We start from the raw sequence: 21,751 nt of genomic DNA on the forward strand, positions 1-21,751 counted from the left end.
ATGCTGACCCGGTCAGCTGGCGCGGGCCACACTTCTGCCGTGCGCGCGCGCTGTTCGGTCAGCCAACCGGAGCAATCGTCATGTCGATGCAGAATGTGGCCTCGCCTGTGCTTCAGTACACCGCGCCCAAGCGCAACCAGCTGACGCACATCCCCGGTGACGAAGGCTGGCCGATCATCGGCAAGACCTTTCAGGTGCTCGCCGATCCCAAAGGCCACATCGAACGAAGCGGCGCCAAATACGGCCCAGTCTACCGCACCCACATTTTCGGCGAGACCAATGTCGTGCTGCTCGGACCCGAGGCCAACGAGCTCGTGATGTTCGACCAGCAAAAGCTGTTTTCGTCGACGCATGGCTGGAACCATGTGCTCGGCCTGTTGTTTCCGCGCGGATTGATGCTGCTCGATTTCGAAGAGCATCGGCTGCATCGCAAGGCGCTGTCGGTCGCGTTCAAATCCGGGCCGATGAAATCCTATCTGAGCGATCTCGATCGCGGCATCTCCGCGCGCGTCGCGCAGTGGAAGGCCAAGCCCGGCGAGATGCAGCTTTATCCAGCGATGAAGCAGCTCACGCTCGATCTCGCTGCAGCATCTTTCCTCGGCGCCGATATCGGGCCGGAGGTCGACGAGATCAACCGCGCTTTCGTCGACATGGTCGCGGCCGCCGTCGCCCCGATCCGCAAGCCCCTGCCGGGCACCCAGATGGCGCGCGGCGTCAACGGGCGCAAGCGCATCGTCGCGTATTTCCGCGAGCAGATTCCGCTCCGCCGCGGCAATCACGGCGGCGACGATCTGTTCTCGCAGCTCTGCCGCGCCACCCATGAGGACGGCGCCCTGCTCTCCGAGCAGGACATCATCGACCACATGAGCTTTCTGATGATGGCCGCCCACGACACGCTGACCTCGTCGCTGACGTCCTTCATCGGCGAGCTCGCTGCGAATCCGGACTGGCAGAGCAAGCTGCGCGAGGAGGTTGTTGCGCTCAGGCTTGCGGCTGATGCGCCGACCAGCTTCGATGATCTCGAAAAAATGCCGCTATCGGAGATGGCGTTCAAGGAAGCGCTGCGGATCAAGCCGCCGGTGCCCTCGATGCCGCGCCGCGCCATGCGCGATTTCACCTTCAAGGGCTTTACGATTCCGGCCGGCACAGCGGTCGGCGTCAATCCGCTCTTCACGCATCACATGAAGGACATCTGGCCGGAGCCGGATCGCTTCGATCCCCTGCGCTTCACCGAGGAAGCCCAGCGCAACCGCCACCGCTTCGCCTGGGTGCCGTTCGGCGGCGGCGCGCATATGTGCCTCGGCCTGCACTTCGCCTACATGCAGGCGAAATGTTTTGCCCGGCACTTCCTGCAGAACATCGAGGTGTCGCTGGAGCCCGGCTACAAGCCGGACTGGCAGATGTGGCCGATCCCGAAGCCGAAGGATGGGTTGAGGGTAAGGATGCGGGCGGTGTGAGCTTCACGTGTCCCGGACGCGCGAAGCGCGAGCCGGGACCCAGAATCTTGCGATCCTTTCAGCTCGGAGAGATGGGCCCCGGCTCTGCAGTGCGGCACTTCGCGCCGCACTGCGTCCGGGGCACGAGATCGCCCTACGCCCCCTGATCGAACGCCTTGCGCAGGGCGACATAGCCCTGCTGCTGCTGGCTCCAGTTGCGGCCGCCGGTGATGGCGCCGTCGATGACGAGGTCGTGGCCGTTGATGAAGCTGGATTCGTCGCTCGCCAGGAACACCGCGGCGTGGGCGATGTCGTCGGGGATGCCGGCGCGCGGAATCGGCTGTGCGGTCTTGTAGACATCGCGCATCACCGCCGGCGTCTTCTCGGCAGCTTCCGTCGATAGCCCCAGCGCCTTGCCAAAGATGCCCGTTGCGATCGCGCCGGGCGAGATCGAGTTGACGCGCACATTGGATTCGCCGAGCTCCATCGCCACGCATTTGGTCAGATGGATCACCGCCGCCTTGGCCGCGCCATAGACGACGGACGAGGAGAAGCCGGCAAGACGGCCGGCGATGCTGCCATTGTTGATGATGCTGCCGGACCCCTGCTTCTTCATGTAGGGCGCGGCGTGCTTCATGCCGAGCATGACGCTGCGCACCAGGGTCGCCATCGCCGCATCGAAGTGCTCGACCTCGAGGCCCTCGATGCCGCCGGTTTGCGCCGGGCCGCCGGCATTGTTGAACAGGCAGTCGATCCGGCCGAATTTTTCCACCGCGAGTGCGATCAACGCCTGCATCTGCACTTCGACGGTCACATCCGTCTGGCGGAAAACGCAGGAAGCGCCAAGCTGCTTCGCCAGCGCCTCGCCTTCCGGTATACGCCGGCCGGCGATCACAATTTTGGCACCTTCGGCAACGAAGACTTCCGCGGTACGCAATCCGATCCCGCTCGTCGCACCCGTGATCACCGCAACCTTGCCGTCGAGCCTGCCCATGGAATGTCCCTGCTTTCGAATGATTTGACGCCAAATGGCGGACGCCGATCGATGACGTCACGACGACAATCGGCGCCGCAACAATCACTATTTCTGCCTGCTGCCGACAAGGCAAGCTTTGCTTGCGTATGCGAGATGCGTAACATCGTGGCCCGCCTCTCGATTTTCGGACTTCTATCGCAACCGGGCCGCGCATGGGGAAGCTGATCGACGAATTCCGCAAGGGCTGGCAGGGTGTGGCACCGCCATCGCTCGGCCTGAGCATAGCGTTCGCAGTGGCCTGCGTGCTGGTCGCGACCCTGGCGCGCTGGGGGCTCGCGCATGTGCGCCCCGACGTCTTCTTCACGCCGTATTTTCCCGCCGTGTTCTTTGCAGCGGCCTTCGGCGGCTTGCGGATCGGCGTGGTGACGGCACTGGCCGGCGGCGTGCTCGGCGTCGTCGTCAATTTCGGCGATGCCTTTGCCGATCGGGCGCGGTTCGCCCTGCTCACGCTCTATTGGGGCGTTTCCGCGCTGACCATTTGGGGCGTCGAGCACTATCGCACGATGCTGGCGGAGCAGCGCCGGATCTCCAAGCGCCTGATCGAGGAAGAAGACTATCGCAAAGTCCTGGTCGACGAGCTGCAGCACCGGCTGAAGAACAAGCTGTCGACCGTGCACGCCGTGCTGCACCAGGTGCTGCACGACCAGCCGCAGGTCTGGGCCCGGATCGACCCGCGGCTGCGTTCGCTGGCCGCGACCGACGATCTGATCTCGAAGATCGACAAGGCCGGCTGCGACATCCGCGATCTCCTGATCTCGGAGCTCGGCCCTTACGGCCATGTCCGCTTCACCCTCAACGGCGACCGGCTGTTCCTGCCGCCGAAGCTTGCGGTGACGCTGTCACTGATGTTTCACGAGCTCGCAACCAACGCCGGAAAATACGGCGCGTTCTCCTCACCTCGCGGATTGCTGCAGGTATCATGGACCGTCAGCGACGATCGCCTGACCATCACGTGGGACGAAACCGAGGGACCGAGCATCGACAAAATCTCAGAGCCCGGTTTCGGCACCAAGCTGCTGAAGTCGGCGCTATCCGCCTTCGACGGCAAGACCGAAGTCGCTTATTTGAAAACCGGGCTGCATTGCACCATGCAGTGTCGCATTCCCAAGAGCGAATAGAGCATAGTGCGATTGGGTTCAAATGTCGCAACGTGGGAGGTGTGCTCCCTCCCTCGCTTGCGGGGGAGGGGTGGGAGAACCCTCACCCGGCGCTTCGCGCCGACCTCTCCCGCAAGCGGGAGAGGTGCACCGACCTCGCAGCCAATCGATTCAACCCAAGCTCATCAAGCGGCTGAACTCAAAATAAACGAAACCAGTTCGCGCGCGACGCTTGCGCTTTCGCAAGCGCTGTTGATCCTCTGTTAATGACGATCGGCGGCGCACCTCGCCACGCCACACGTTTCTCCCAGAACACCCCCGTATTTCTGCGGACCCCTTAACCAAACCTAAGAGGGAACTGCGCATGATCGCGCCCATTGCGAAGGCGCGCTGAAACAACAAGATTCATGAGTTCTATGAACGACAATGCATATAACGGCGCGAGCGAAGCCGAACTCGGGTTTCTCAAGGAAATCGTTAGAATGCTGCCTGCCGGCCTGACCGTGCAGGATGCGCAAGGCAAGCTGCTCCTGGTTAACGATGCCGCAGCCGCCCAGCTCGGCATGGACGGCAGCCGTCCATCGCCAGATCTCGCACAGCGCCGCGAGGCCTGCGAGCGCGCGCTGAGGGCCGGACAGCCGGTCACTTCCGAAGAAGCGCTCCAGGACGGCGCCGCACGCCAGGTGCTGCTGACCACCCATCGGCCGGTCCAGCTCGCCGGCCGCGACCTCTTGATCTCGGCCTCCGCCGACATCACCGAGCAGAAGAATTTCGAGGACCAGCTGTTTCGCTCGGCCTATTTCGACGAGCTGACCGGCCTGCCCTCGCGGCGCGTGATCGAGCATCGCGCCAACAGCCTGCTCGCGCAGGATCGTGGTGGCGAGCGTTTTGCGCTCGCCTTTCTCGACGTCGACAATTTCAAGCACATCAACGACTATTACGGCCATGCCGTCGGCGACGCGCTGCTGGTCGAGCTGTCGAAGCGGCTCGGCCGCGACCTGCGCGATTCCGACGTGCTGTCGCGCATCTCCGGCGACGAATTCCTGCTGCTGCTCTCGCCGATCCGGAGCCAGGAGGAGGTCGCCGAATTCATGCAATCGACGCTGGAGCGGCTGACCGCGCCGTTCTTCATCGACAATTCGGAAGTGTTCGCGTCAACCTCCGTCGGCGTCAGCCTCTATCCCGACCATGGCCGCAGCTTCGAAACGCTGCGCCAGAACGCCGACATCGCGATGTACCGCATCAAGAACAACGGCAAGGGATCCGCCGCCTTCTTCGATTCGGGCATGGAGCGCGAGGCGCTGGCGCGGATGAAGATCGAGCAGTCGCTGCGGCAAGCCATCCTCGAAAAACGCTTCTGCTGCGCCTTTCAGTCCAAGGTCGACATCCGGACGCAAGCCGTGAAGGGCATCGAGGCCCTGGTGCGCCTGCGCGACGACGAGGGCGTGATCCAGGCACCGGGCTCGTTCATCAATCTCGCCGGCGAGCTCGGGCTGATCGACGAGCTGACCCATCTCGTGCTGGCCGAAATCGTCAAGTCGATCGACCCGATCAACGACACCTTTGGCGCGGAGGCGACCATCAGCATCAACGTCGCCGCCAGGCAGGCCGGCAATCCTGAATTCATGCGCAGTTTCGCCCAAGCGCTGGAGGACACCGGTTTTCCGCAGCGCTTCATGATCGAGGTGACCGAAGACGCCTTCGTCGCCAAGAATCATTTCCAGGCCGAGATCCTGCCGATGTTCCGCAAGCTCGGCGTCGGCATCTCCATCGACGATTTCGGCACCGGCTATTCGTCGCTGTCGGCGCTCGCCGACATCACCGCCGACGAGATCAAGATCGACCGTTCCTTCATCACCGACATCCATAAGCGCCCGCGCAGCCAGGGCATTTTGCGTGCGATCGAGTCCCTGAGCGAAGCGCTGGGCATGACGGTGATCGCCGAAGGCCTCGAATCCTACGAGGAGCTCGCCTATCTCCAGGCCGCGACCAAGATCCGCTACGCGCAGGGCTATTATTTCGCCCGCCCGATCTTCCTGGAGGAGCTGAAGCTCGCCACGCCCGCCTCGAGCGAGTCCCGCGCCAGCGTCTCCGCCCGCCCGATGCAGCAGAACCGCCAGGGCTATTCGCGGGCGAGCGGGTATCGGCGGTAACCGCGCGCCGCCCCTCCACACCCTTACTTTGTAAGGCCTGAACGCCCCCGTTCCGAGGTGAGATCAACACATCAGCCGGTCTCGCGCTGCCGATTTGTTCGGCAGCCGCAATCCGTGACGAACGCGTCAAGACACTGTCACATGCGCCCTGGGGCAGGGGTCCGCCGGAAGGTGGAATTGCAATGTATGCACACTTGTGCAAATCGCTGTGACCAAGCCATTTTAATCAAGGAGGGACCATCGTGCGTCGATCATTCATTCTCACAGCAGCCATTCTCGCCCTGGCCGCGAGTCCCTCCGCGCGGGCCGACGATCTCAAGGTCGCGCTGATCTACGGCAAGACCGGCCCGCTGGAGGCCTATGCCAAGCAGACCGAGACCGGCCTGCAAATGGGCTTCGAATACGCCACCAAAGGCACGATGACGATCGACGGCCGCAAGATCGTGATCATCACCAAGGACGATCAGGGCAAGCCGGACCTGTCCAAGGCCGCGCTGGCTGAAGCCTATCAGGACGACAAGGCCGACATCGCGATCGGCACGACCTCGTCGGCGGCTGCGCTCGCCATTCTCCCTGTCGCCGAGGAGAACAAGAAGATCCTGATCGTCGAGCCGGCGGTCGCGGACCAGATTACCGGCGAGAAGTGGAATCGCTACATCTTCCGCACCGCGCGCAATTCGTCGCAGGACGCGATCTCGAACGCGGTCGCGATCGGCAAGCAGGGCCTGACCGTTGCAACGCTGGCGCAGGACTACGCTTTCGGCCGCGACGGCGTCGCCGCCTTCAAGGAGGCGCTGGCCAAAACCGGCGCGACGCTCGGCGCGGAAGAATACGCACCGACCAGCACCACCGACTTCACTGCCGTGGGCCAGCGCCTGTTCGACGCGCTGAAGGACAAGCCGGGCCGCAAGGTGATCTGGGTGATCTGGGCCGGCGCCGGCAATCCGCTGGCAAAGCTCCAGGACATGGACCCGAAGCGCTACGGCATCGAGCTCTCCACCGGCGGCAACATCCTGCCGGCGCTCGCGGCCTATAAGGGCCTGCCGGGCATGGAAGGCGCGACCTATTACTACTACGACATCCCGAAGAACCCGGTGAACGACTGGCTCGTCGCCGAGCACCAGAAGCGCTTCAACGCGCCGCCGGACTTCTTCACCGCGGGCGGTTTTGCCGCCGCGATGTCCGTCGTCGCCGCCGTGACCAAGGCGAAGTCGACCGACACCGAGAAGCTGATCGCGGCGATGGAAGGCATGGAGTTCGACACGCCGAAGGGCAAGATGGTATTCCGCAAGGAAGACCATCAGGCACTGCAGAGCATGTATCACTTCAAGGTCAAGGTCGATCCGAACTTCGCCTGGGCCGTGCTCGAGCCGGTGCGCGAGCTGAAGATCGAGGACATGGACGTTCCGGTTAAGAACAAGCGCTAGATGTCTTACTTCACCTCTCCCGCTTGCGGGAGAGGCCGGGATAGGGCTCTAACCTCTTGGGGGTCCTCGCCTGTGGAGATACCCTCTCCCCACCCCTCCCCCGCAAGCGGGGGAGGGAGCGCAGCGAGATCGCCGAGATATTTCTCTCCCATCATTTGTTAGACCAATGACCCTCTCCCTTGAAACCCGCGACCTCACCATCCGCTTCGGCGGGCATGTCGCCGTCAACAACGTCACCTGCACGTTTCGCCCGGGCGAGCTCACCGCCATCGTCGGGCCGAACGGCGCTGGCAAGACCACCTATTTCAACCTGATTTCGGGCCAGCTGCGCGCCTCACACGGCAGCATCCTGTTCGACGGCACCGACATCACCCAGCACTCCGCGCCGCTGCGGACCCGTGCGGGTCTCGGACGCGCGTTCCAGCTGACAAATCTCTTCCCGAACCTGACGGTCGAAGAGAACGTCCGCCTCGCGGTGCAGGCGGCCAACGGCACCCATTACGACATGCTGCGCCCCTGGATGGTCCGCCGCGACCTGATTGCGCGCGCCGACGCCATCCTCGACCAGGTCGCGCTCGGCAACCGCCGCGGGGTGGCAGCGACCGCGCTGTCGCATGGCGACCAGCGCAAGCTCGAGGTGGCGCTGATGATCGCGCTGGAACCGAAAGTCTTCATGTTCGACGAGCCGACCGCCGGCATGAGCATCGACGAGGTGCCGGTCGTGCTGAACCTGATCGCGCAGCTCAAGCAGGACAAGAGCAAGATCATCCTGCTGGTCGAGCACAAGATGGACGTGGTGCGCTCGCTCGCCGATCGCATCATCGTGCTGCATAACGGCCAGCTTGTCGCCGACGGCCCGCCGGCCGAGGTGATCGCCTCGCCGATCGTGCAGGAGGCCTATCTCGGCGTCGCACCCAAGAAAGCTTCTGAGAGCGCCGCATGATCGATCTCTTAAAGCTCTCCGGCGTGCACACCCATATCGGCCGCTACCACATTCTCCAGGGCATCGACCTCGCGGTGCCGCAAGGCCAGGTCACGATGCTGCTCGGCCGCAACGGCGCCGGCAAGACCACGACGCTGCGCACCATCATGGGCCTGTGGCAGGCCTCTTCCGGCGAGATCAGCCTCGCCGGCGAGCGCATCGAGAGCCGCGCCACGCCCGACATTGCGCGTCTCGGCGTCGGCTATGTGCCGGAAAGCATGGCCGTGTTCTCCGATCTCACAGTGAAAGAGAATCTCGTTCTCGCCGCGCGCGACGGACCGTTGGACGACGCCCAGCTCGAATGGATCTTTGGCTTCTTTCCGGCGCTGCGCCGGTTCTGGCTGTCGCGCGCAGGGAGCCTCTCGGGCGGGCAGAAACAGATGCTGTCCATCGCGCGCGCCATCATCGAGCCACGCAAGCTCTTGTTGATCGACGAGCCGACCAAGGGGCTCGCGCCCGCGATCGTCATGGCGCTGATCGAGTGCCTGAAGGAGATCAAGCGCAAGGGCGCGACGATCCTGCTGGTCGAACAGAATTTCTTTGCCGCCCGCGAGCTCGGCGACGACGTGCTGGTGATGGACAACGGCACCATCGTCCATCGCGGCGAGATGGCGGCCTTGGCCGCCGACGTGCCGCTGCAGGAGCGGCTCCTGGGCCTCAGCCTGGAGGCACATCAGTGACTGAACTCGCCGCCACCGATCCGCTGCCGAAGCCGAAGCGCGATATCGCGCCGATCTTGCTGCCGGTCGCGCTTGCGCTCGTCACCATCCCCCTGGTCGGCTCACCCAGCACCTGGCTGACCTTGACCGCGGCAAGCTTCGCGATGGGCATGATGATCTTCATCATGGCCTCCGGGCTGACGTTGGTGTTCGGCCTGATGGACGTGCTGAATTTCGGCCACGGCGCCTTCATCGCCGTCGGCGCCTATGTGGCGACGCTGGTGTTCGCGCCGTTCGCGGCCTCGGTGCAGGCGGATTCGCTCTGGGTGAATCTCGCGGTGCTGGCGCCGGCGGCGTTGCTGTCGATGGCCGTGTCCGGCGCCCTCGGCCTTGTCGTCGAGCGCGTACTGATCCTTCCGGTTTATGGCCAGCATCTGAAGCAGATCCTGATGACGACGGGCGGGCTCATTGTCGCCGAGCAGACGCTCTATGCGCTATGGGGGCCGCAGATCATTCCGATGCCGCTGCCGGCCTCGCTGCGCGGCTCCTTCATCCTCGGCGACGTCGCGATCGCCAAATACCGCGTGCTGGCGATGCTGATTGGGCTCGCCGTCTTCATCGCGATCCAGCTCGTGCTCAACCGCACCAAGCTCGGCCTCTTGATCCGCGCCGGCGTCGAGAACCGCGAGATGGTCGAGGCGCTCGGCTATCGCATCCGCCGTCTCTTCCTCGGCGTGTTCATGACGGGCTCGGCGCTGGCCGGCCTCGGCGGCGTGATGTGGGCGCTCTATCGCGAGCAGGTCCACGCCTCCATGAGCGACGAGCTCACGGTCTTGATTTTCGTTGTCGTCATCATCGGCGGCCTCGGCTCGATCGGCGGCTGCTTCATCGGCGCGATCCTGGTGGCGATGGTCGCCAATTACGGCGGCTTCCTGGTGCCAAAACTCGCCCTCGTCTCCAACATCCTGCTGATGGTCGCCATTCTAATGTGGCGACCGCGCGGCCTCTATGCGGTGACCAGCCGATGATGATCCTGTCAGGCGATCCGCCGCGGAGCCGCGTGCTCACGTTTGTTCTCGTTGTCATCATCCTGGCGCTGGCGACAACGCCGTTCCTGTTCCCTGGCGCGAAGGCGCTGAACGTCGCGGCCAAGATCTGCGTGTTTGCAGCCCTGGTCGCCTCCTACGATTTGCTGCTCGGCTATACCGGCTCGGTGTCGTTCGCCCACACCATGTTCTATGGCATCGGCAGTTACGCGATCGCGATTGCGCTCTATGGCTTGGGGCCAAACTGGGCCGCGGTCGCGACCGGGATCGTCGTCGGCCTGCCGCTCGCCGCGCTGCTCGCCCTCGCGATTGGTCTGTTCTCGCTGCGGGTCGCCGCGATCTTCTTTGCCATGATTACGCTCGCGGTTGCCTCCGCCTTCCAGGTGCTGGCCTCGCAGCTGTCCTGGTTGACCGGCGGCGAGGACGGGCGCAGCTTCCAGCTCCCCGAGCTGCTCCGTCCCGGCACGGTCCTGATCTCCAAAAACCTGTTCGGCTTCGAGATCAACGGCCGCATCCTGACCTTCTACCTGGTGTTCGCAGTCTCGGCCTTGATGATCCTCGCCCTGCTGCGGGTCGTGAACTCGCCGTTTGGCCGCGTGCTGCAGGCGATCCGCGAGAACCGCTTTCGCGCCGAGGCGCTCGGCTTCCGCACCGTGTTCCATTTGAGCTACGCCAACTGCCTCGCGGCCCTGGTCGCCGCCGGCGCCGGCATCTTGAACGCGCTGTGGCTGCGCTATGCCGGCCCGGACACCTCGCTGAGCTTCTCCATCATGCTCGACATTCTCCTGATGGTCGTGATCGGCGGCATGGGCACGATCTACGGCGCGATCATCGGCGCGACGATCTTCATTCTCGCGCAGAACTACCTGCAATCGCTGATGGGCGTCGCCTCCAAGGCGGCGAGCGAAGCCGGTCTGCCGCTGCTGCCTGGGCTGCTGCATCCCGACCGCTGGCTGCTGTGGCTCGGACTCCTGTTTATTGCCAGCGTCTATTTCTTTCCGACCGGCGTGGTTGGACGGCTGCGCAATCGCGGCGGCGACAAGAGCGCCGGCGCATCGCATTAAACCTCGATTAACGATGCGGCGCAGCGGGCCGTGCACGCGACGTCGACCGTGGCTGTGATACCCCGCAGTTCCCGCGTTGGTGGACATCCGTATAAGTCCGCAGCCGATTTAAGCCATGGGTAACCGGCTTTCCTAAGCATTGCGCCATCTGTCCATAGTATCTCTGTTCCCCCAGGGGAGTGGGATGCGCCAGGTTTTTGTTCGGATGGCAGCTGCGATGTTCCTGGCCGCGAAGAGCGGCTGGGACGCTGTCATGCGGCGCGGCCCCGTGCTGTGGCTGACACTCTCAGGCGCGTTGCTGGTCGCCGGCATCTTCGCCGTGACCGCGATGGCTGTCGGCGAGTTTCGCGAGAAGACGCTGAGCAATCGCGAGCGCGAGCTGGAAAACACCGTGCAGCTGATCGCGCGGCACTTCGATCAGCAGTTTGAAGATTCCGATGTGGTCGCGGCCGATTTGATCGGGCAGATGCGCCTGCCGGAGATCACATCGCCGCAAATGTTCCGCGAGCGCATGTCGGGGCCTGAGGCCAACCAGATGCTGCGCGGCAAGATCAGCGCGGTCTCCTACCTCGGCGACATCGCGATCTATGATGCCGACGGCGAGCTGATCGCTTGGTCGCGGGCCCAGCCGCTCCCCAAGATCAACGTGTCTTCACGCGCCTACTTCCAGACGTTCAAAACGAATGCGATGTCGGAACCGGTGCTGCTCGAATCCGTGCGCAGCTTCCTGATCGACAAATGGACCACGATCGTGGCACGCCGACTGAGCCTGCCGGACGGCACTTTCGTCGGCGCGCTGGTCCGGCGGATCGATCCCGACAGCTATCAGCGCTATTTCGCCTCGGTCGCTCTGGCCGATGGCGCCGCCATCTCGCTGTTCGACCGCGAAGGCGTGATGCTGGCGCGCTACCCGCACGTCGAATCGATGATCGGGATCAGCTACAAGGGTGCGCCGCTGATGCAGAAGGTGCTGACCCGCGGCGGTCAGCACACGCTGCGCGTCAAGAGCCCCGTCGATGGCGAGGAGAAGCTCGCTTCGGCCGCCTCGCTCACGCATTTCCCGCTGGTCGTCATGGCCACTGACACCATGTCGTCCGCGCTTGCCGACTGGCGGCAGCAGACCGGCTTCATGGTTACCACCGCGACGCTGTCGGCGGCCGTGATCGCGCTGATCCTGTTCATGATCATCCGCCAGATCAACCGGCAGAACCGCGAGGCCCAGGAGCGGATCGAGGCGGAACGGTTGCGGCTCGACACCGCCCTCAACAATATGTCCCAAGGGCTGATCCTGTACGACGCCGCCGGGTACATCGTCACCTGCAATCGCCGCTATGCCGACATGTTCGGCCTTTCCCACGATGTCATCAAGCCCGGCTGCCACATCCACCAGGCGATGTACCACCGCAAGGAGCGCAACACATTCAGCGGCGACGTCGAGGCGTTTTGCGCCGACATCATGAGGGGCGTCGCCGAGGGCAAGGTTGCCACAAGAACGCATCAATTGCCCAACGGCCGCGCCTTCCAGGTCATCAACACGCCGCTCGCGCAGGGCGGGTGGATCGCCACGATCGAGGAGATCACCGAGCGGCGCAATCTGGAGCAGGAGCGCGACCGCAACTACACGTTCCTCCGCGAGATCATCGACCATATCCCGTCGCAGATCACGGTGAAGGACGCCCGGACGCGTCGTTACCTCCTGGTCAACCGGATCGCCGAGGACATCTTCGGGGAAGGCGGCCACACAATCGTCGGCAAGACGGCGGCGGATATCCTCCCCGGGCCGGACGCCGACCTAGTCACGCGCGACGACGACGCCGTGCTGCAATCCCCCGATCCGCTGTTGCTCAAGGAGCAGAGCTGGAAAACCCGGACCGACGGCCAGCGTCATACCGTCTCGAAGCGCATTGGCATCCGCGACAAGGCCGGCGAGCCACGCTACATCATCAACGTCATCGAGGACGTCACGGAACAGCGCAAGACCGACGAGAAGATCGCGCATATGGCGCATTACGACGCGCTGACCGACCTGCCGAACCGCGCGCTGTTCCGCGAGCAGATCGAGCGCGAGCTGGAGAAGGTCGCCGGCGGCGCGCAATTCGCGCTGCTTTACATCGACGTCGACGAGTTCAAGGGCATCAACGATTCGCTCGGCCATCATGTCGGCGACGAGCTGCTGAAGGCGATCGCCGGCCGCATCCGCGCCTGCCTCAGGCCGGGCGATCTGATCGCGCGCCTCGGCGGAGACGAGTTTGCCGTGATCCAGACGGGAATCGACTCGTCCGCCGACGTGCTGTCCTTCGTGACGCGGCTCCATGAAGCGATCCGCCGCCCCTATCACTGCCTTGGCCACCAGCTCTCCACCGACGCCAGCATCGGCATCGCGCTGGCACCGCAGGACGGTGCCGATCTCGACCAGCTCATCAAGAACGCCGACCTCGCAATGTACGGCGCCAAGGCGGAAGGGCGGCGCACCTACCGCTTCTTCGTGCCGGAGATGGATGCGAGTGCCAAGGCCCGCCTCACCCTGGAGCAGGATCTGCGCCAGGCGCTGATCGACGGCGGCTTCGAGATCCATTACCAGCCGCTGGTCAATCTGCATTCGGGCGAGGTCTCCGGCTGCGAGGCGCTGCTGCGCTGGCGTCACCCCGTGCGCGGCATGGTCTCGCCGGCCGAATTCATTCCGATCGCCGAGGACACCGGCCTGATCAACGAGCTCGGCGACTGGGTGCTGCGCACGGCCTGCAACGAGGCCGCGACCTGGCCCGCCCATGTGCGCCTCGCCGTCAACGTCTCGCCGGTGCAGCTGAAATGCGACACGCTGGCGCTGCGGATCGCGGGCGCGCTCGCAGCCTCAGGACTCGAGCCGCGGCGGCTCGAGCTCGAGATCACTGAGGCCGTACTGATCCGCGACGACGAGGCGGCACTCTCGATCCTGCACCAGCTTCGCTCGATCGGCGTGCGCATCGCGCTCGACGATTTCGGCACCGGCTATTCCTCGCTGAGCTATCTGAAGCGCTTCCCGTTCGACAAGATCAAGATCGACCGCTGCTTCGTCGCCGACATCGCCGATTCCGGCGGGTCACCCGTGATCGTGCAGGCAGTGGTGAACATCGCCTCCGCCAGCAACATGACCACGGTGGCCGAAGGCGTCGAGACCGAAGCCCAGCGCGAGATGCTGCGCACACTCGGCTGCACGGAGATGCAGGGCTATCTGTTCAGCAAGCCGCGGCCGGCGGCCGAGGTGCGCGGGCTGTTCGGCCCGGGCGAGGCCGTGCCTGTGGCGGCGGTGGCCTGAGATGGCAAAACTCATCAAGACCCTTGCTGGCAAGACCCTTGCTGAAAAGTCTCCTGCCAAAACCGTCGACGTGGCGGATTCCTACGCGGTGCGGCTGATGCAGCATTTGGTGGTGCCGACCTTCGTGATCGACCCCAAGCGCCGCGTCATGATCTGGAACAGGGCGTGCGAGCGCCTGACCGGCGTTGCCGCCTCCGAGGTGATCGGCACGACGAAGCATTGGCAGGCCTTCTACGAGACCAAGCGCCCTTGCCTTGCCGATCTGGTCGCGCTCGACCGGCCCGAGCAGCTGCCGGAGTTCTATTCGGAGTACGCCGCGCGCGGCCACAACGGGCTCGGCTTCAGCGCGGAGAACTGGTGCGTGATGCCGAAGCTCGGCAGCCAGCTCTATCTCGCGATCGACGCCGGCCCCATTCATGACGAGGCCGGCAATCTGATCGCCGTGGTGGAGACGCTGCGCGACCTCACCGACCAGAAGCGCGCCGAGATGGCGCTGAAGGAGCTCGCCACCAAGGACGGGCTGACGGGGCTGCCGAACCGCCGCTACTTCGACCAGATGCTGATGACCGAATGGGCGCGCGCGCAGCGGACGCAGAAGCCGTTGGCGCTGCTGTTCGTCGACGTCGATCATTTCAAGCTGTTCAACGACGAGCACGGCCACCAGTCCGGCGACGAATGCCTGCGCGAGGTCGCGCGCGTCGTCAGCCGCCACGCGGTCCGCCCGCTCGACCTGGCCAGCCGCTATGGCGGCGAGGAATTTGCACTGATCCTGCCCGACATGAGTTGCGACGATGCCTGCGCCATCGCCGAGGAGATCCGCTGTGCCGTCATGGGCTTGCGGATCGCCCATGGCGCGCATGGGGCCGGCAGCCACGTTACCCTCAGTGTCGGCGTCGCCAGTCACATCCCCGGCGAGGCCGACGGCGCCCCCGACCGGCTGCTGGGTGCCGCCGACCAGGCGCTCTATGCCGCCAAACGGCTCGGCCGCAACCGCGTGGTCTGCTCCGAGCGGGTGCTCGCCGAATTCGCGGGCCTTGGTCGGGACAATGTACCGGTCAGCGGTCAGGTTCCTGGCCTAACCCCTCGCAAATCCGCCTAAAGCGCGATGATTGTCACGGCGAGAGCGGTTGCCCACCTCTCGCCAATCGGCTAAATGAACCCTCGTTGCACCCGTAGCTCAGCTGGATAGAGCGTTGCCCTCCGAAGGCAAAGGTCACACGTTCGAATCGTGTCGGGTGCGCCAAGCCACCATTGAAAACAAAGCTACGAACCCGAGCGGCGGATGACTCAACGCGGACATCCGTCTCGTGGCAGGCGGCGGCACCCCTGCGCAGTTGACCGAAGCACCGGAGGTGGTGGCGCACCCCTCTCGCCGCGAATCTGATCTCCGGTGCTCATCGTTCCAAGCCCTTCACGCGAGACCTGCTAGCGTCATCGCTGCCTTGAGTTCGTGGACGCTTGGCTTGTCGCCGCCGGCGGATTGGAACCCTTGGGGGAAGGCCAAGGGTGCCGGATTGAGCGGCAGGCGGGTTATGTTGGCTGGGCCACGCGGCGGCCCGAACGCCATCGCCTCGCTTGCGCCAAAGTGAATCTGGTCGATCTGTCGGATGGCGTTGCGCATCTCGCGCAACCCGACATTCAGCGGCGCGACAAGCGGCTGTTGCTCGGTCCAAATACCCAGCGCACGGGCTGCGTCCGGCAGCCCGGCTCCGGTCTGCCAGGGATGACCAATCGGCTGCGCAGTGTCCTTGAGAATCTGGAACAGCCGTTCGACCCGTTGAAAGTCTTTTGCAGCGAAATTGCCCTTGAAATCGCTGTGGTCGGCGAGGATCAAGGCTGCGAGCGCCGTGACGTGAGCTGCCGCGAGCGAGGTGCCGTCGCAGGCCGCGTAGCTGTCCGGGGATTGGCAAGCCATGACCGCAACGCCGGGTGCGCACAAGTCCAGCTCGGGCCCGCGACAGCAAAACGACGGCACGAACAGCCCGCCCGCGGCCACGGTGGCTCCCGCGGCCTGCGCCGCCTGCGGGCTGTCCTCGGGGTAGCTTCCGGTCTGTCCGATCGCTCCGACTGCCAGGACATGCGGGGAGCAGGCAGGGAATAGCACCGCGCCTGCTGAATTTCCGGCGGCGGCGATGAGGCTGACGCCGTGCTGTTTCGCCATCGCGATGCGCTGCTCGACCAGCGCAGAACCATGCGCGCACCCAAAGCCCAGGCATGCCACGTCGATGCCGTTGTGCAGGCAATAGTCGAGCGCCGCGATAAGGTCGCTGCAATGGGCATCGGCCGGAAGCTTGCAAATATGCAGCTCGCTGTCTGGGGCGCAGCCGCGGATAGCGTGATCCGGCTGAGGCGCGGCTTTGATCAGGCCCGCGCATGGCGTGCCATGACCCATGAGATCCGCCGACAGCTCTGCTGTCGACCCGGCTTGACCTTCGCCGCCCCTGATATCGAAGCCATGGTGGATCGTGGTCAATTGCTTGTGGCTGGTCGCAACGCCGCTGTCGATGAGGGCGATCTTGATTCGAGCCCCGCGGCACTGGTTTGGAATCCGGTCGAACCGCATCGCCGCACCGCCCCAATCCTGCTCCTCAGACAGCGACAATGGTTTCAGCGTGAAGCTGTTCACCGCGTCTGTCTCAAGGTAGGGCCGATGCTGCCACAGGCCCCAAAACCCGGTACGCGCGTTGACGAATATCGCGTCAATCGTGTCCGGCAGTTCGCCCTGGAGCGTCAGATCCACTCGGCCGTCGCCATCCGTTACTCCCTGGATTGACACCTGTTCTCCGATGAGCCGCACCACCGCATGCTCCACAGGCGCGCCTGCCTCGCTGAGGATCCGGATCGTCAGATTGAGATCCGGCCCAAATGCGGTCGCGAGTGCAGTCCCACGTGCGGTCATCATCGCGACCGTGGGAGAGAGGGATGACGGCCCCGCGAACGATGCGGCGCGCAGGTGGCCGTCCGGCTCGATGATCAGTGCGCCGGCGGCTGAGCGGCGCAGTGCCGCGGCGACGTCGTCAGACATGCGCACAACCGCAATCGGCGGGGAAAGGATGCCGGCCTGGTCGTAGGTTCGCAGAATCTCGATATTGCCGAACCGGTTCAGTCGCTCCGCCAGCGCTTGGCTGCTTGTGCCGGGCGCCGTCGGCGCCGTGATGTACTGCGCGCTGCGCGCAGCTCTGCGTCGGTCGCTGCTCGATGTCGAGCGCGGATCATCTGGATTTGCTGCCATGTCGTTGCCTACTGCTTTCAATGGATTGAGGATTGGGCCTGATCAGTCGAAGCCTGCCGAAGCGACGGAAGCCGAGGATCGGCTGCGCGGACAGTCTCGATGGCGCGATAGGCCGCCCAGATCAGGTTGAATGCCTGTCCATAGTCGCGCGCGGCAAACCTGTGCGCGGCCTGGGTCACGATCGGGACACAGATTTCCAGGCCGGCATGCTGCCCGGCGTTGGCCTCGAGATAGGCGGAGAGCGAGCGCAGCGATTCCGCAGTCATGTCTCCGATCATGCTCTCCGCGGCCTGACGATCGAGCACCGGATTCGGTATCGGCAGGTTGCCGGGCATGGTCTGGAAAGGCGGCTCGAAAGCTTGCGGCTGTAGTCGCAAGAGGAGCGGCATCAAATTGCCGAGCAGCCCGACGAGCTGTTGAATGTCTGACGATCGCGGCTGTGATGCGGTTGCGGCAGAGGGATTGGAAGCAGAGGGATTGGAATCTGACATGGGCGTTCTCCTTCATGCGGATGCATGCGTGGCCGCGGGCAGCGGACCGCCGCATTTCGGCGGCGGCCACTGATTGCTGCTTGGACTTGGACCGGCCGCGAAATGCGGTCAGATCATCCGCTGCGGGTTGTTGAAGGCCTGAAGATTGCCGATGATCTGGGGAATCACGCCAATCAATAGTCGGGTGATGTCGGCGACATCCTGCTGTGTCAGTTGCCGCTGCTGGCCAAATGCCTGCGGACTGCCGAACGCCGACTGGAATTGCGGTGCGCCTAGCTGCGAGCCGAAATTGAACGCGGGATTTCCCAGTCCGAATTGGCCCGGCCCGAACTGACCCAAGCCGAGTTGACCCTGCCCGAATCCACCCTGCCCGAGTCCGCCCTGCATGGCGGCGTAGTGAGGCTGCTGCTGGCTCTGCAGCATTCCCATGATCTGGGGCACGATGGGCAGGATCTGCCGCACGACTTCATTCACGTCCTGCTGGCTCAGTTGCCGTGGCGCCTGGCCATAGGCCGCATAGCCGATTCCGGCGTACGGGGCCTGTGCCTGCGCGAGGATTTGTGGCAGCACCGGCACCAGTTGACGCACGACCTCGCTCACGTCCTGTTGCGAAAGCTGCCGCTGTTGGCCGCCCCATTGCTGCGGTCCCCATCCCATCGGTTGCGCGCCCCAGCCGGGATTATGTCCAAATCCGCCAATCGACGGCTGGCCGCCATACTGCCCATATTGCTGGCCAAAGGCCGCCTGTCCGAGTCCAAGACCGCCCGCGTACGGTTGACCGGCTTGCGAACCGAACGCGCCCCATCCCCATTGTTGCGGACCGAACTGCGGATTATTCGCGTGATTCTGTTGGAGAGTGTCATAGTAGGTCATCGCTTGTTCTCCTTGCGATGGTTGGCGCCCCGCAGCCCAACCCAAAACCCTGCGAAGACCATCCGCTTGTGGCGTCTTCGGTGACGACGGCAGCCGTCACGACGATGTGACGGGCTCGCATTTTTTCAAATTCAAATTTTCAGATCGGCAACGCCAGGTCGGAAACATATCGAATCGAGGAGCGTGTCGCGCTCGCGATGCGAAACACACCACATGCACGCGCGCATCTGGCAACGGGTCGATGATAACGTAACCTTACGCGGCTTCTTGCCTCGCCGAACCCATCCGGAGCTAGTTGCCCCGGTCAGATGCTTGGGTTTGTTTGCTGACCTCTCCGCGGGAATCTTCAATGTGTGGAGTTGCACCGACAATACCGGGGAGTCGAAACAGTTTCGCGAATGCCGCGCGATATTTTCGTGGCAACTCTGTGCGGATTCCAAGTCGCGTTTGTTAGCACTCTTTGCTTTGTCAGCACTCTTGCCGCGAAGAGTTCGTTCCTAATAGACGAGGCTGAGCAGAGTGCCGACGCGTTCAGAGGTCGCGGGATGGCTGCGAAGCAGGCGCATTGGGTCGTGCTGGAATGCAGACACAGGCATTGCCGCTGGGCCGACGTGGTGGCGCTCCAGCTTACCGAGCGCCGCGATGAGTGCGTGCGAGTCGCCGGTCAGTTCGAGCGCGGTCGCATCGGCATCGAGTTCGCGAACGCGCGACAGCGCAAGACCCAGCAAATGACCTAGCGCCGGTGCTGATCTCAGCAGAGCCGCCAATGGCCGGGCGGCCGTTGCTCCGCCGGGATGCGGCGTCCGCAGCAGCGCGAGCCCGGCGAGCGAGGTCCAATCGATGGCGCGACGCAACGTTGCCGCCCAGTTCATCGTCCAGGCGTCGTTATTGCGGATGTGAGCAACTTCGTGGGCCAGGATCCCGGCGATCTCGTCGCGAGTCATTCCGCGCAACAATCCCTCGGTCAAGACGATCGCGCCGCGTTCCGGCCCGCCCAGTGCATAGGCGTTCATGTCGGTTGGCGCCGGCAGACAATAGATCTCGGGCAATCGGGCCAGGCCGGCTCGGCAGCAGACCTTTGCCAGAATGGAGAACAGCTCCGGCAACTCGGCAGGCGATAACAGGCGGGCGCCGAACCATCGATGCATGGTTTCCCGAGAGATGAGCGAGCCGTCAGGGCGGGGCGCACTTCCCATCAGCGCCCGCTGGATCCCTTCGTTCCCGCCGACGATCCAGCCGCATACCGCGAGTAGCAGCATCATGGCGAGGATCGCCAATGCCGAAGAGTGATGGTTCGCGGTCTGGTGCACGAGGCGGCGGCGCAGCAGCTCCCGGTTCCGGTATTGCAACTCAACGCGGCAGCGCAGAAAAACTCCGGCCTCTTGTGTTGGCCAAAGTATTTCCACGACCCCAACTGCGCCGCTCTGGGAGACGCGAAGCAACTCCCTAGGTGGCGGACACCGTATCAGGGCGAATGAAACGGCCGGCGCAAATCCGGCGGTGATGTTCTCGCCTGTCCGGCTGCCGCGGAAAGCCGCGCGGCCTACGCCAACGTCAAACACTCCCTGCCCCCAAAAAGCTGTGCATTGCTGAGGCTAATCCCCAACTGGAACGCTGTCATGCCAATTCCATGCCATAGACACAGAAATGTCGTGCAGCGCGATGGGATTGCGGTGCCGTCAGCGCTCAGCTGGTGAGGTCGGGCCAATCAACCCCGACCCAACAGGACGAGTTTGTAGCGCGGGACCGCCTAATGCCTTGAGCGGAACCTGGCAATTACATAGTGATGCCAATGATAGATGAATTCGCGGTTTCCTGAATGGCGCGCCATTTCGCAATTTGCGCTCCAGACCACATACGGAAATTTCCGGCCAGTTGGATCGCCTTACATCCAGCTGTTTTGGTCGCCCCCCAAGGCGCGCCGGCTGGCGCTGGGAAGCGAACGCTCGCCGCGGCGGAGCGCGAGTTAAGTGCACTGTCACCGTAATTCCTCATCCAGAAGCGGGGAGTTCGCCCCGAATTCCTTTGGGCGCCTCCGGCCTGATTGGCCGCGGCCGGACTTTTGTTTCTGAACATTTCTGATCGTTCAACGGCAACATCGAGCAACGGGCATATCACGGCCCCAACTGCTCCGCGCAAGCTCCCGTGCCTACGACCGCTCGACCGAGCGAATCCAACCGCCAGGTGAACTCAGGACTGCGAACTCAGGACTTGATGTGACTTGGGCAACATCAGCCCGAGTGCAGCAAAAGCACGGAAAGCAACCATGACCTCGATTTCGGCGCTCTCCACTCATCACCGCCAACACACATCGCCGTTGCAGCGACTGCAGGACGAGCTGCAATCGGAAGTCAGTTCCGGCACGATCAGTGCGTCCGATCAGTCGGCACTGTCCTCCGCGCTGAACGATATCGACGCCTCCCTGCAATCAGACGGGACAGGCGATCAATCCAGCGGCAGCGGACCTGACGGCATCAAGTCGAAGATCGACGATCTGATCCAGCAGGAAGTGTCGTCCGGCAAGCTCACTGGCCAGCAGGCCACCGAGCTGCAAGGTGTCTTCAAGTCTGCGTTCTCGCACGGACCGGGTGGAGCAGGCGGACCGCCGCCGGCCGGCGGCACCGACAGCTCGTCCAGCGGAAATTCGGTCGTCGACCTGCTGCAGCAATTTCTTCAGGCGCTGAAGAGCTCGCTGACGGATTCGACCTCGTCCGGCACGACGGACTCCGGCGACACGACCGGTGCAAATGCGCCGTCGTCGGCCACCGGCACGAACAGTTCGTCGACCGCCAATTCCACGACTGACCTGCTTAAGAAATTCCTGGAGTCGCTGAAAGCCTCGCTTGCGGATTCGACCTACAGCGGGACGGGATCGAGCGGCACGTCCAATCCTTCCGACCCCTCGCTGTCCGGCGTCCTTCTCAACGACCGGATCTGATATCAGCGACGCACCATACGGC

At 63.9% G+C, this 21,751-nt stretch carries 16 protein-coding genes and 1 tRNA gene; 12 read left to right on the plus strand and 5 right to left on the minus strand.

What is annotated here, in order from left to right; translation table 11 throughout:
* Window positions 1-80 precede the first annotated feature (80 nt).
* Window positions 81-1,457, plus strand: coding sequence for a cytochrome P450 (locus ACP2YP_RS39055; RefSeq protein ID WP_426421590.1), 1,377 nt, complete (start codon window positions 81-83; stop codon window positions 1,455-1,457).
* Between the two features lie 133 nt (window positions 1,458-1,590).
* Here the strand turns inward: ACP2YP_RS39055 and ACP2YP_RS39060 are convergent, their stop codons facing one another.
* Window positions 1,591-2,430, minus strand: coding sequence for an SDR family NAD(P)-dependent oxidoreductase (locus ACP2YP_RS39060; protein ID WP_426421591.1), 840 nt, complete (start codon window positions 2,428-2,430; stop codon window positions 1,591-1,593).
* A 194-nt stretch (window positions 2,431-2,624) separates the two neighbouring features.
* Here ACP2YP_RS39060 and ACP2YP_RS39065 point away from each other — a divergent pair, with 194 nt between their 5' ends.
* The 10 genes from ACP2YP_RS39065 (at window position 2,625) to ACP2YP_RS39110 (ending at window position 15,438) form a co-directional block, all read left to right on the plus strand.
* Entirely contained in the window at window positions 2,625-3,590 is a 966-nt protein-coding gene (locus ACP2YP_RS39065) for a sensor histidine kinase (protein ID WP_426421592.1), read from the plus strand.
* A gap of 395 nt (window positions 3,591-3,985) precedes the next feature.
* Window positions 3,986-5,722, plus strand: a complete 1,737-nt coding sequence (locus ACP2YP_RS39070; RefSeq protein ID WP_426421593.1) for a putative bifunctional diguanylate cyclase/phosphodiesterase — start codon at window positions 3,986-3,988, stop codon at window positions 5,720-5,722.
* A 242-nt stretch (window positions 5,723-5,964) separates the two neighbouring features.
* A complete protein-coding gene (locus tag ACP2YP_RS39075; RefSeq protein ID WP_426421594.1) occupies window positions 5,965-7,149 on the plus strand; it encodes a substrate-binding domain-containing protein in 1,185 nt (394 codons plus the stop codon).
* A gap of 166 nt (window positions 7,150-7,315) precedes the next feature.
* A complete protein-coding gene (locus ACP2YP_RS39080) occupies window positions 7,316-8,092 on the plus strand; it encodes an ABC transporter ATP-binding protein (RefSeq protein ID WP_426421595.1) in 777 nt (258 codons plus the stop codon).
* Window positions 8,089-8,811, plus strand: a complete 723-nt coding sequence (locus ACP2YP_RS39085; RefSeq protein WP_426421596.1) for an ABC transporter ATP-binding protein — start codon at window positions 8,089-8,091, stop codon at window positions 8,809-8,811. Before ACP2YP_RS39080 ends, ACP2YP_RS39085 begins: the two co-directional genes overlap by 4 nt.
* Window positions 8,808-9,818: a branched-chain amino acid ABC transporter permease gene (locus tag ACP2YP_RS39090; RefSeq protein ID WP_426421597.1), complete on the plus strand. Its 1,011-nt coding sequence runs from the start codon at window positions 8,808-8,810 to the stop codon at window positions 9,816-9,818. The genes ACP2YP_RS39085 and ACP2YP_RS39090 overlap by 4 nt, the downstream gene beginning before the upstream one ends.
* The gene (locus ACP2YP_RS39095; RefSeq protein WP_426421598.1) at window positions 9,815-10,900 is read left to right on the plus strand and encodes a branched-chain amino acid ABC transporter permease; all 1,086 of its coding nucleotides are present in this window, start codon (window positions 9,815-9,817) and stop codon (window positions 10,898-10,900) included. The genes ACP2YP_RS39090 and ACP2YP_RS39095 overlap by 4 nt, the downstream gene beginning before the upstream one ends.
* Before the next feature lie 184 nt (window positions 10,901-11,084).
* Window positions 11,085-14,195 (plus strand): bifunctional diguanylate cyclase/phosphodiesterase, encoded by a 3,111-nt coding sequence (locus ACP2YP_RS39100; RefSeq protein ID WP_426421599.1) that lies wholly within the window; start codon window positions 11,085-11,087, stop codon window positions 14,193-14,195.
* Between the two features lies 1 nt (window position 14,196).
* Complete coding sequence (locus ACP2YP_RS39105) at window positions 14,197-15,294, plus strand: sensor domain-containing diguanylate cyclase (protein ID WP_426421600.1); 1,098 nt, start codon at window positions 14,197-14,199, stop codon at window positions 15,292-15,294.
* A gap of 67 nt (window positions 15,295-15,361) precedes the next feature.
* Window positions 15,362-15,438 (plus strand) — tRNA-Arg (locus ACP2YP_RS39110).
* Between the two features lie 168 nt (window positions 15,439-15,606).
* Here ACP2YP_RS39110 and ACP2YP_RS39115 read toward each other — a convergent pair.
* The 4 genes from ACP2YP_RS39115 to ACP2YP_RS39130 all read right to left on the minus strand — a co-directional run bounded on the left by ACP2YP_RS39115 (window position 15,607) and on the right by ACP2YP_RS39130 (window position 20,353).
* Window positions 15,607-17,220: a S8 family serine peptidase gene (locus ACP2YP_RS39115; protein WP_426421601.1), complete on the minus strand. Its 1,614-nt coding sequence runs from the start codon at window positions 17,218-17,220 to the stop codon at window positions 15,607-15,609.
* Between the two features lie 224 nt (window positions 17,221-17,444).
* A complete protein-coding gene (locus ACP2YP_RS39120) occupies window positions 17,445-17,918 on the minus strand; it encodes a hypothetical protein (RefSeq protein ID WP_426421602.1) in 474 nt (157 codons plus the stop codon).
* A gap of 108 nt (window positions 17,919-18,026) precedes the next feature.
* Window positions 18,027-18,791, minus strand: a complete 765-nt coding sequence (locus tag ACP2YP_RS39125; RefSeq protein ID WP_426421603.1) for a hypothetical protein — start codon at window positions 18,789-18,791, stop codon at window positions 18,027-18,029.
* A 497-nt stretch (window positions 18,792-19,288) separates the two neighbouring features.
* The gene (locus ACP2YP_RS39130) at window positions 19,289-20,353 is read right to left on the minus strand and encodes a M48 family metalloprotease (RefSeq protein WP_426421604.1); all 1,065 of its coding nucleotides are present in this window, start codon (window positions 20,351-20,353) and stop codon (window positions 19,289-19,291) included.
* A gap of 704 nt (window positions 20,354-21,057) precedes the next feature.
* On the opposite strand from ACP2YP_RS39130, the gene ACP2YP_RS39135 reads away from it, so the two are divergent.
* Window positions 21,058-21,729: a hypothetical protein gene (locus ACP2YP_RS39135; protein ID WP_426421605.1), complete on the plus strand. Its 672-nt coding sequence runs from the start codon at window positions 21,058-21,060 to the stop codon at window positions 21,727-21,729.
* Window positions 21,730-21,751: the final 22 nt, after the last annotated feature.

This window comes from Bradyrhizobium genosp. A, from assembly GCF_049949275.1.
Lineage (GTDB): Bacteria > Pseudomonadota > Alphaproteobacteria > Rhizobiales > Xanthobacteraceae > Bradyrhizobium.

Bases quoted from the DNA above. Each gene is read 5' to 3' on its own strand.
- ACP2YP_RS39055 (WP_426421590.1), top strand. From the start codon at position 81: ATGTCGATGCAGAATGTGGCCTCGCCTGTGCTTCAGTACACCGCGCCC.
- ACP2YP_RS39060 (WP_426421591.1), bottom strand. From the start codon at position 2,430: ATGGGCAGGCTCGACGGCAAGGTTGCGGTGATCACGGGTGCGACGAGC.
- ACP2YP_RS39065 (WP_426421592.1), top strand. From the start codon at position 2,625: ATGGGGAAGCTGATCGACGAATTCCGCAAGGGCTGGCAGGGTGTGGCA.
- ACP2YP_RS39070 (WP_426421593.1), top strand. From the start codon at position 3,986: ATGAACGACAATGCATATAACGGCGCGAGCGAAGCCGAACTCGGGTTT.
- ACP2YP_RS39080 (WP_426421595.1), top strand. From the start codon at position 7,316: ATGACCCTCTCCCTTGAAACCCGCGACCTCACCATCCGCTTCGGCGGG.
- ACP2YP_RS39085 (WP_426421596.1), top strand. From the start codon at position 8,089: ATGATCGATCTCTTAAAGCTCTCCGGCGTGCACACCCATATCGGCCGC.
- ACP2YP_RS39095 (WP_426421598.1), top strand. From the start codon at position 9,815: ATGATGATCCTGTCAGGCGATCCGCCGCGGAGCCGCGTGCTCACGTTT.
- ACP2YP_RS39100 (WP_426421599.1), top strand. From the start codon at position 11,085: ATGCGCCAGGTTTTTGTTCGGATGGCAGCTGCGATGTTCCTGGCCGCG.
- ACP2YP_RS39105 (WP_426421600.1), top strand. From the start codon at position 14,197: ATGGCAAAACTCATCAAGACCCTTGCTGGCAAGACCCTTGCTGAAAAG.
- ACP2YP_RS39115 (WP_426421601.1), bottom strand. From the start codon at position 17,220: ATGTCTGACGACGTCGCCGCGGCACTGCGCCGCTCAGCCGCCGGCGCA.
- ACP2YP_RS39120 (WP_426421602.1), bottom strand. From the start codon at position 17,918: ATGTCAGATTCCAATCCCTCTGCTTCCAATCCCTCTGCCGCAACCGCA.
- ACP2YP_RS39125 (WP_426421603.1), bottom strand. From the start codon at position 18,791: ATGACCTACTATGACACTCTCCAACAGAATCACGCGAATAATCCGCAG.
- ACP2YP_RS39135 (WP_426421605.1), top strand. From the start codon at position 21,058: ATGACCTCGATTTCGGCGCTCTCCACTCATCACCGCCAACACACATCG.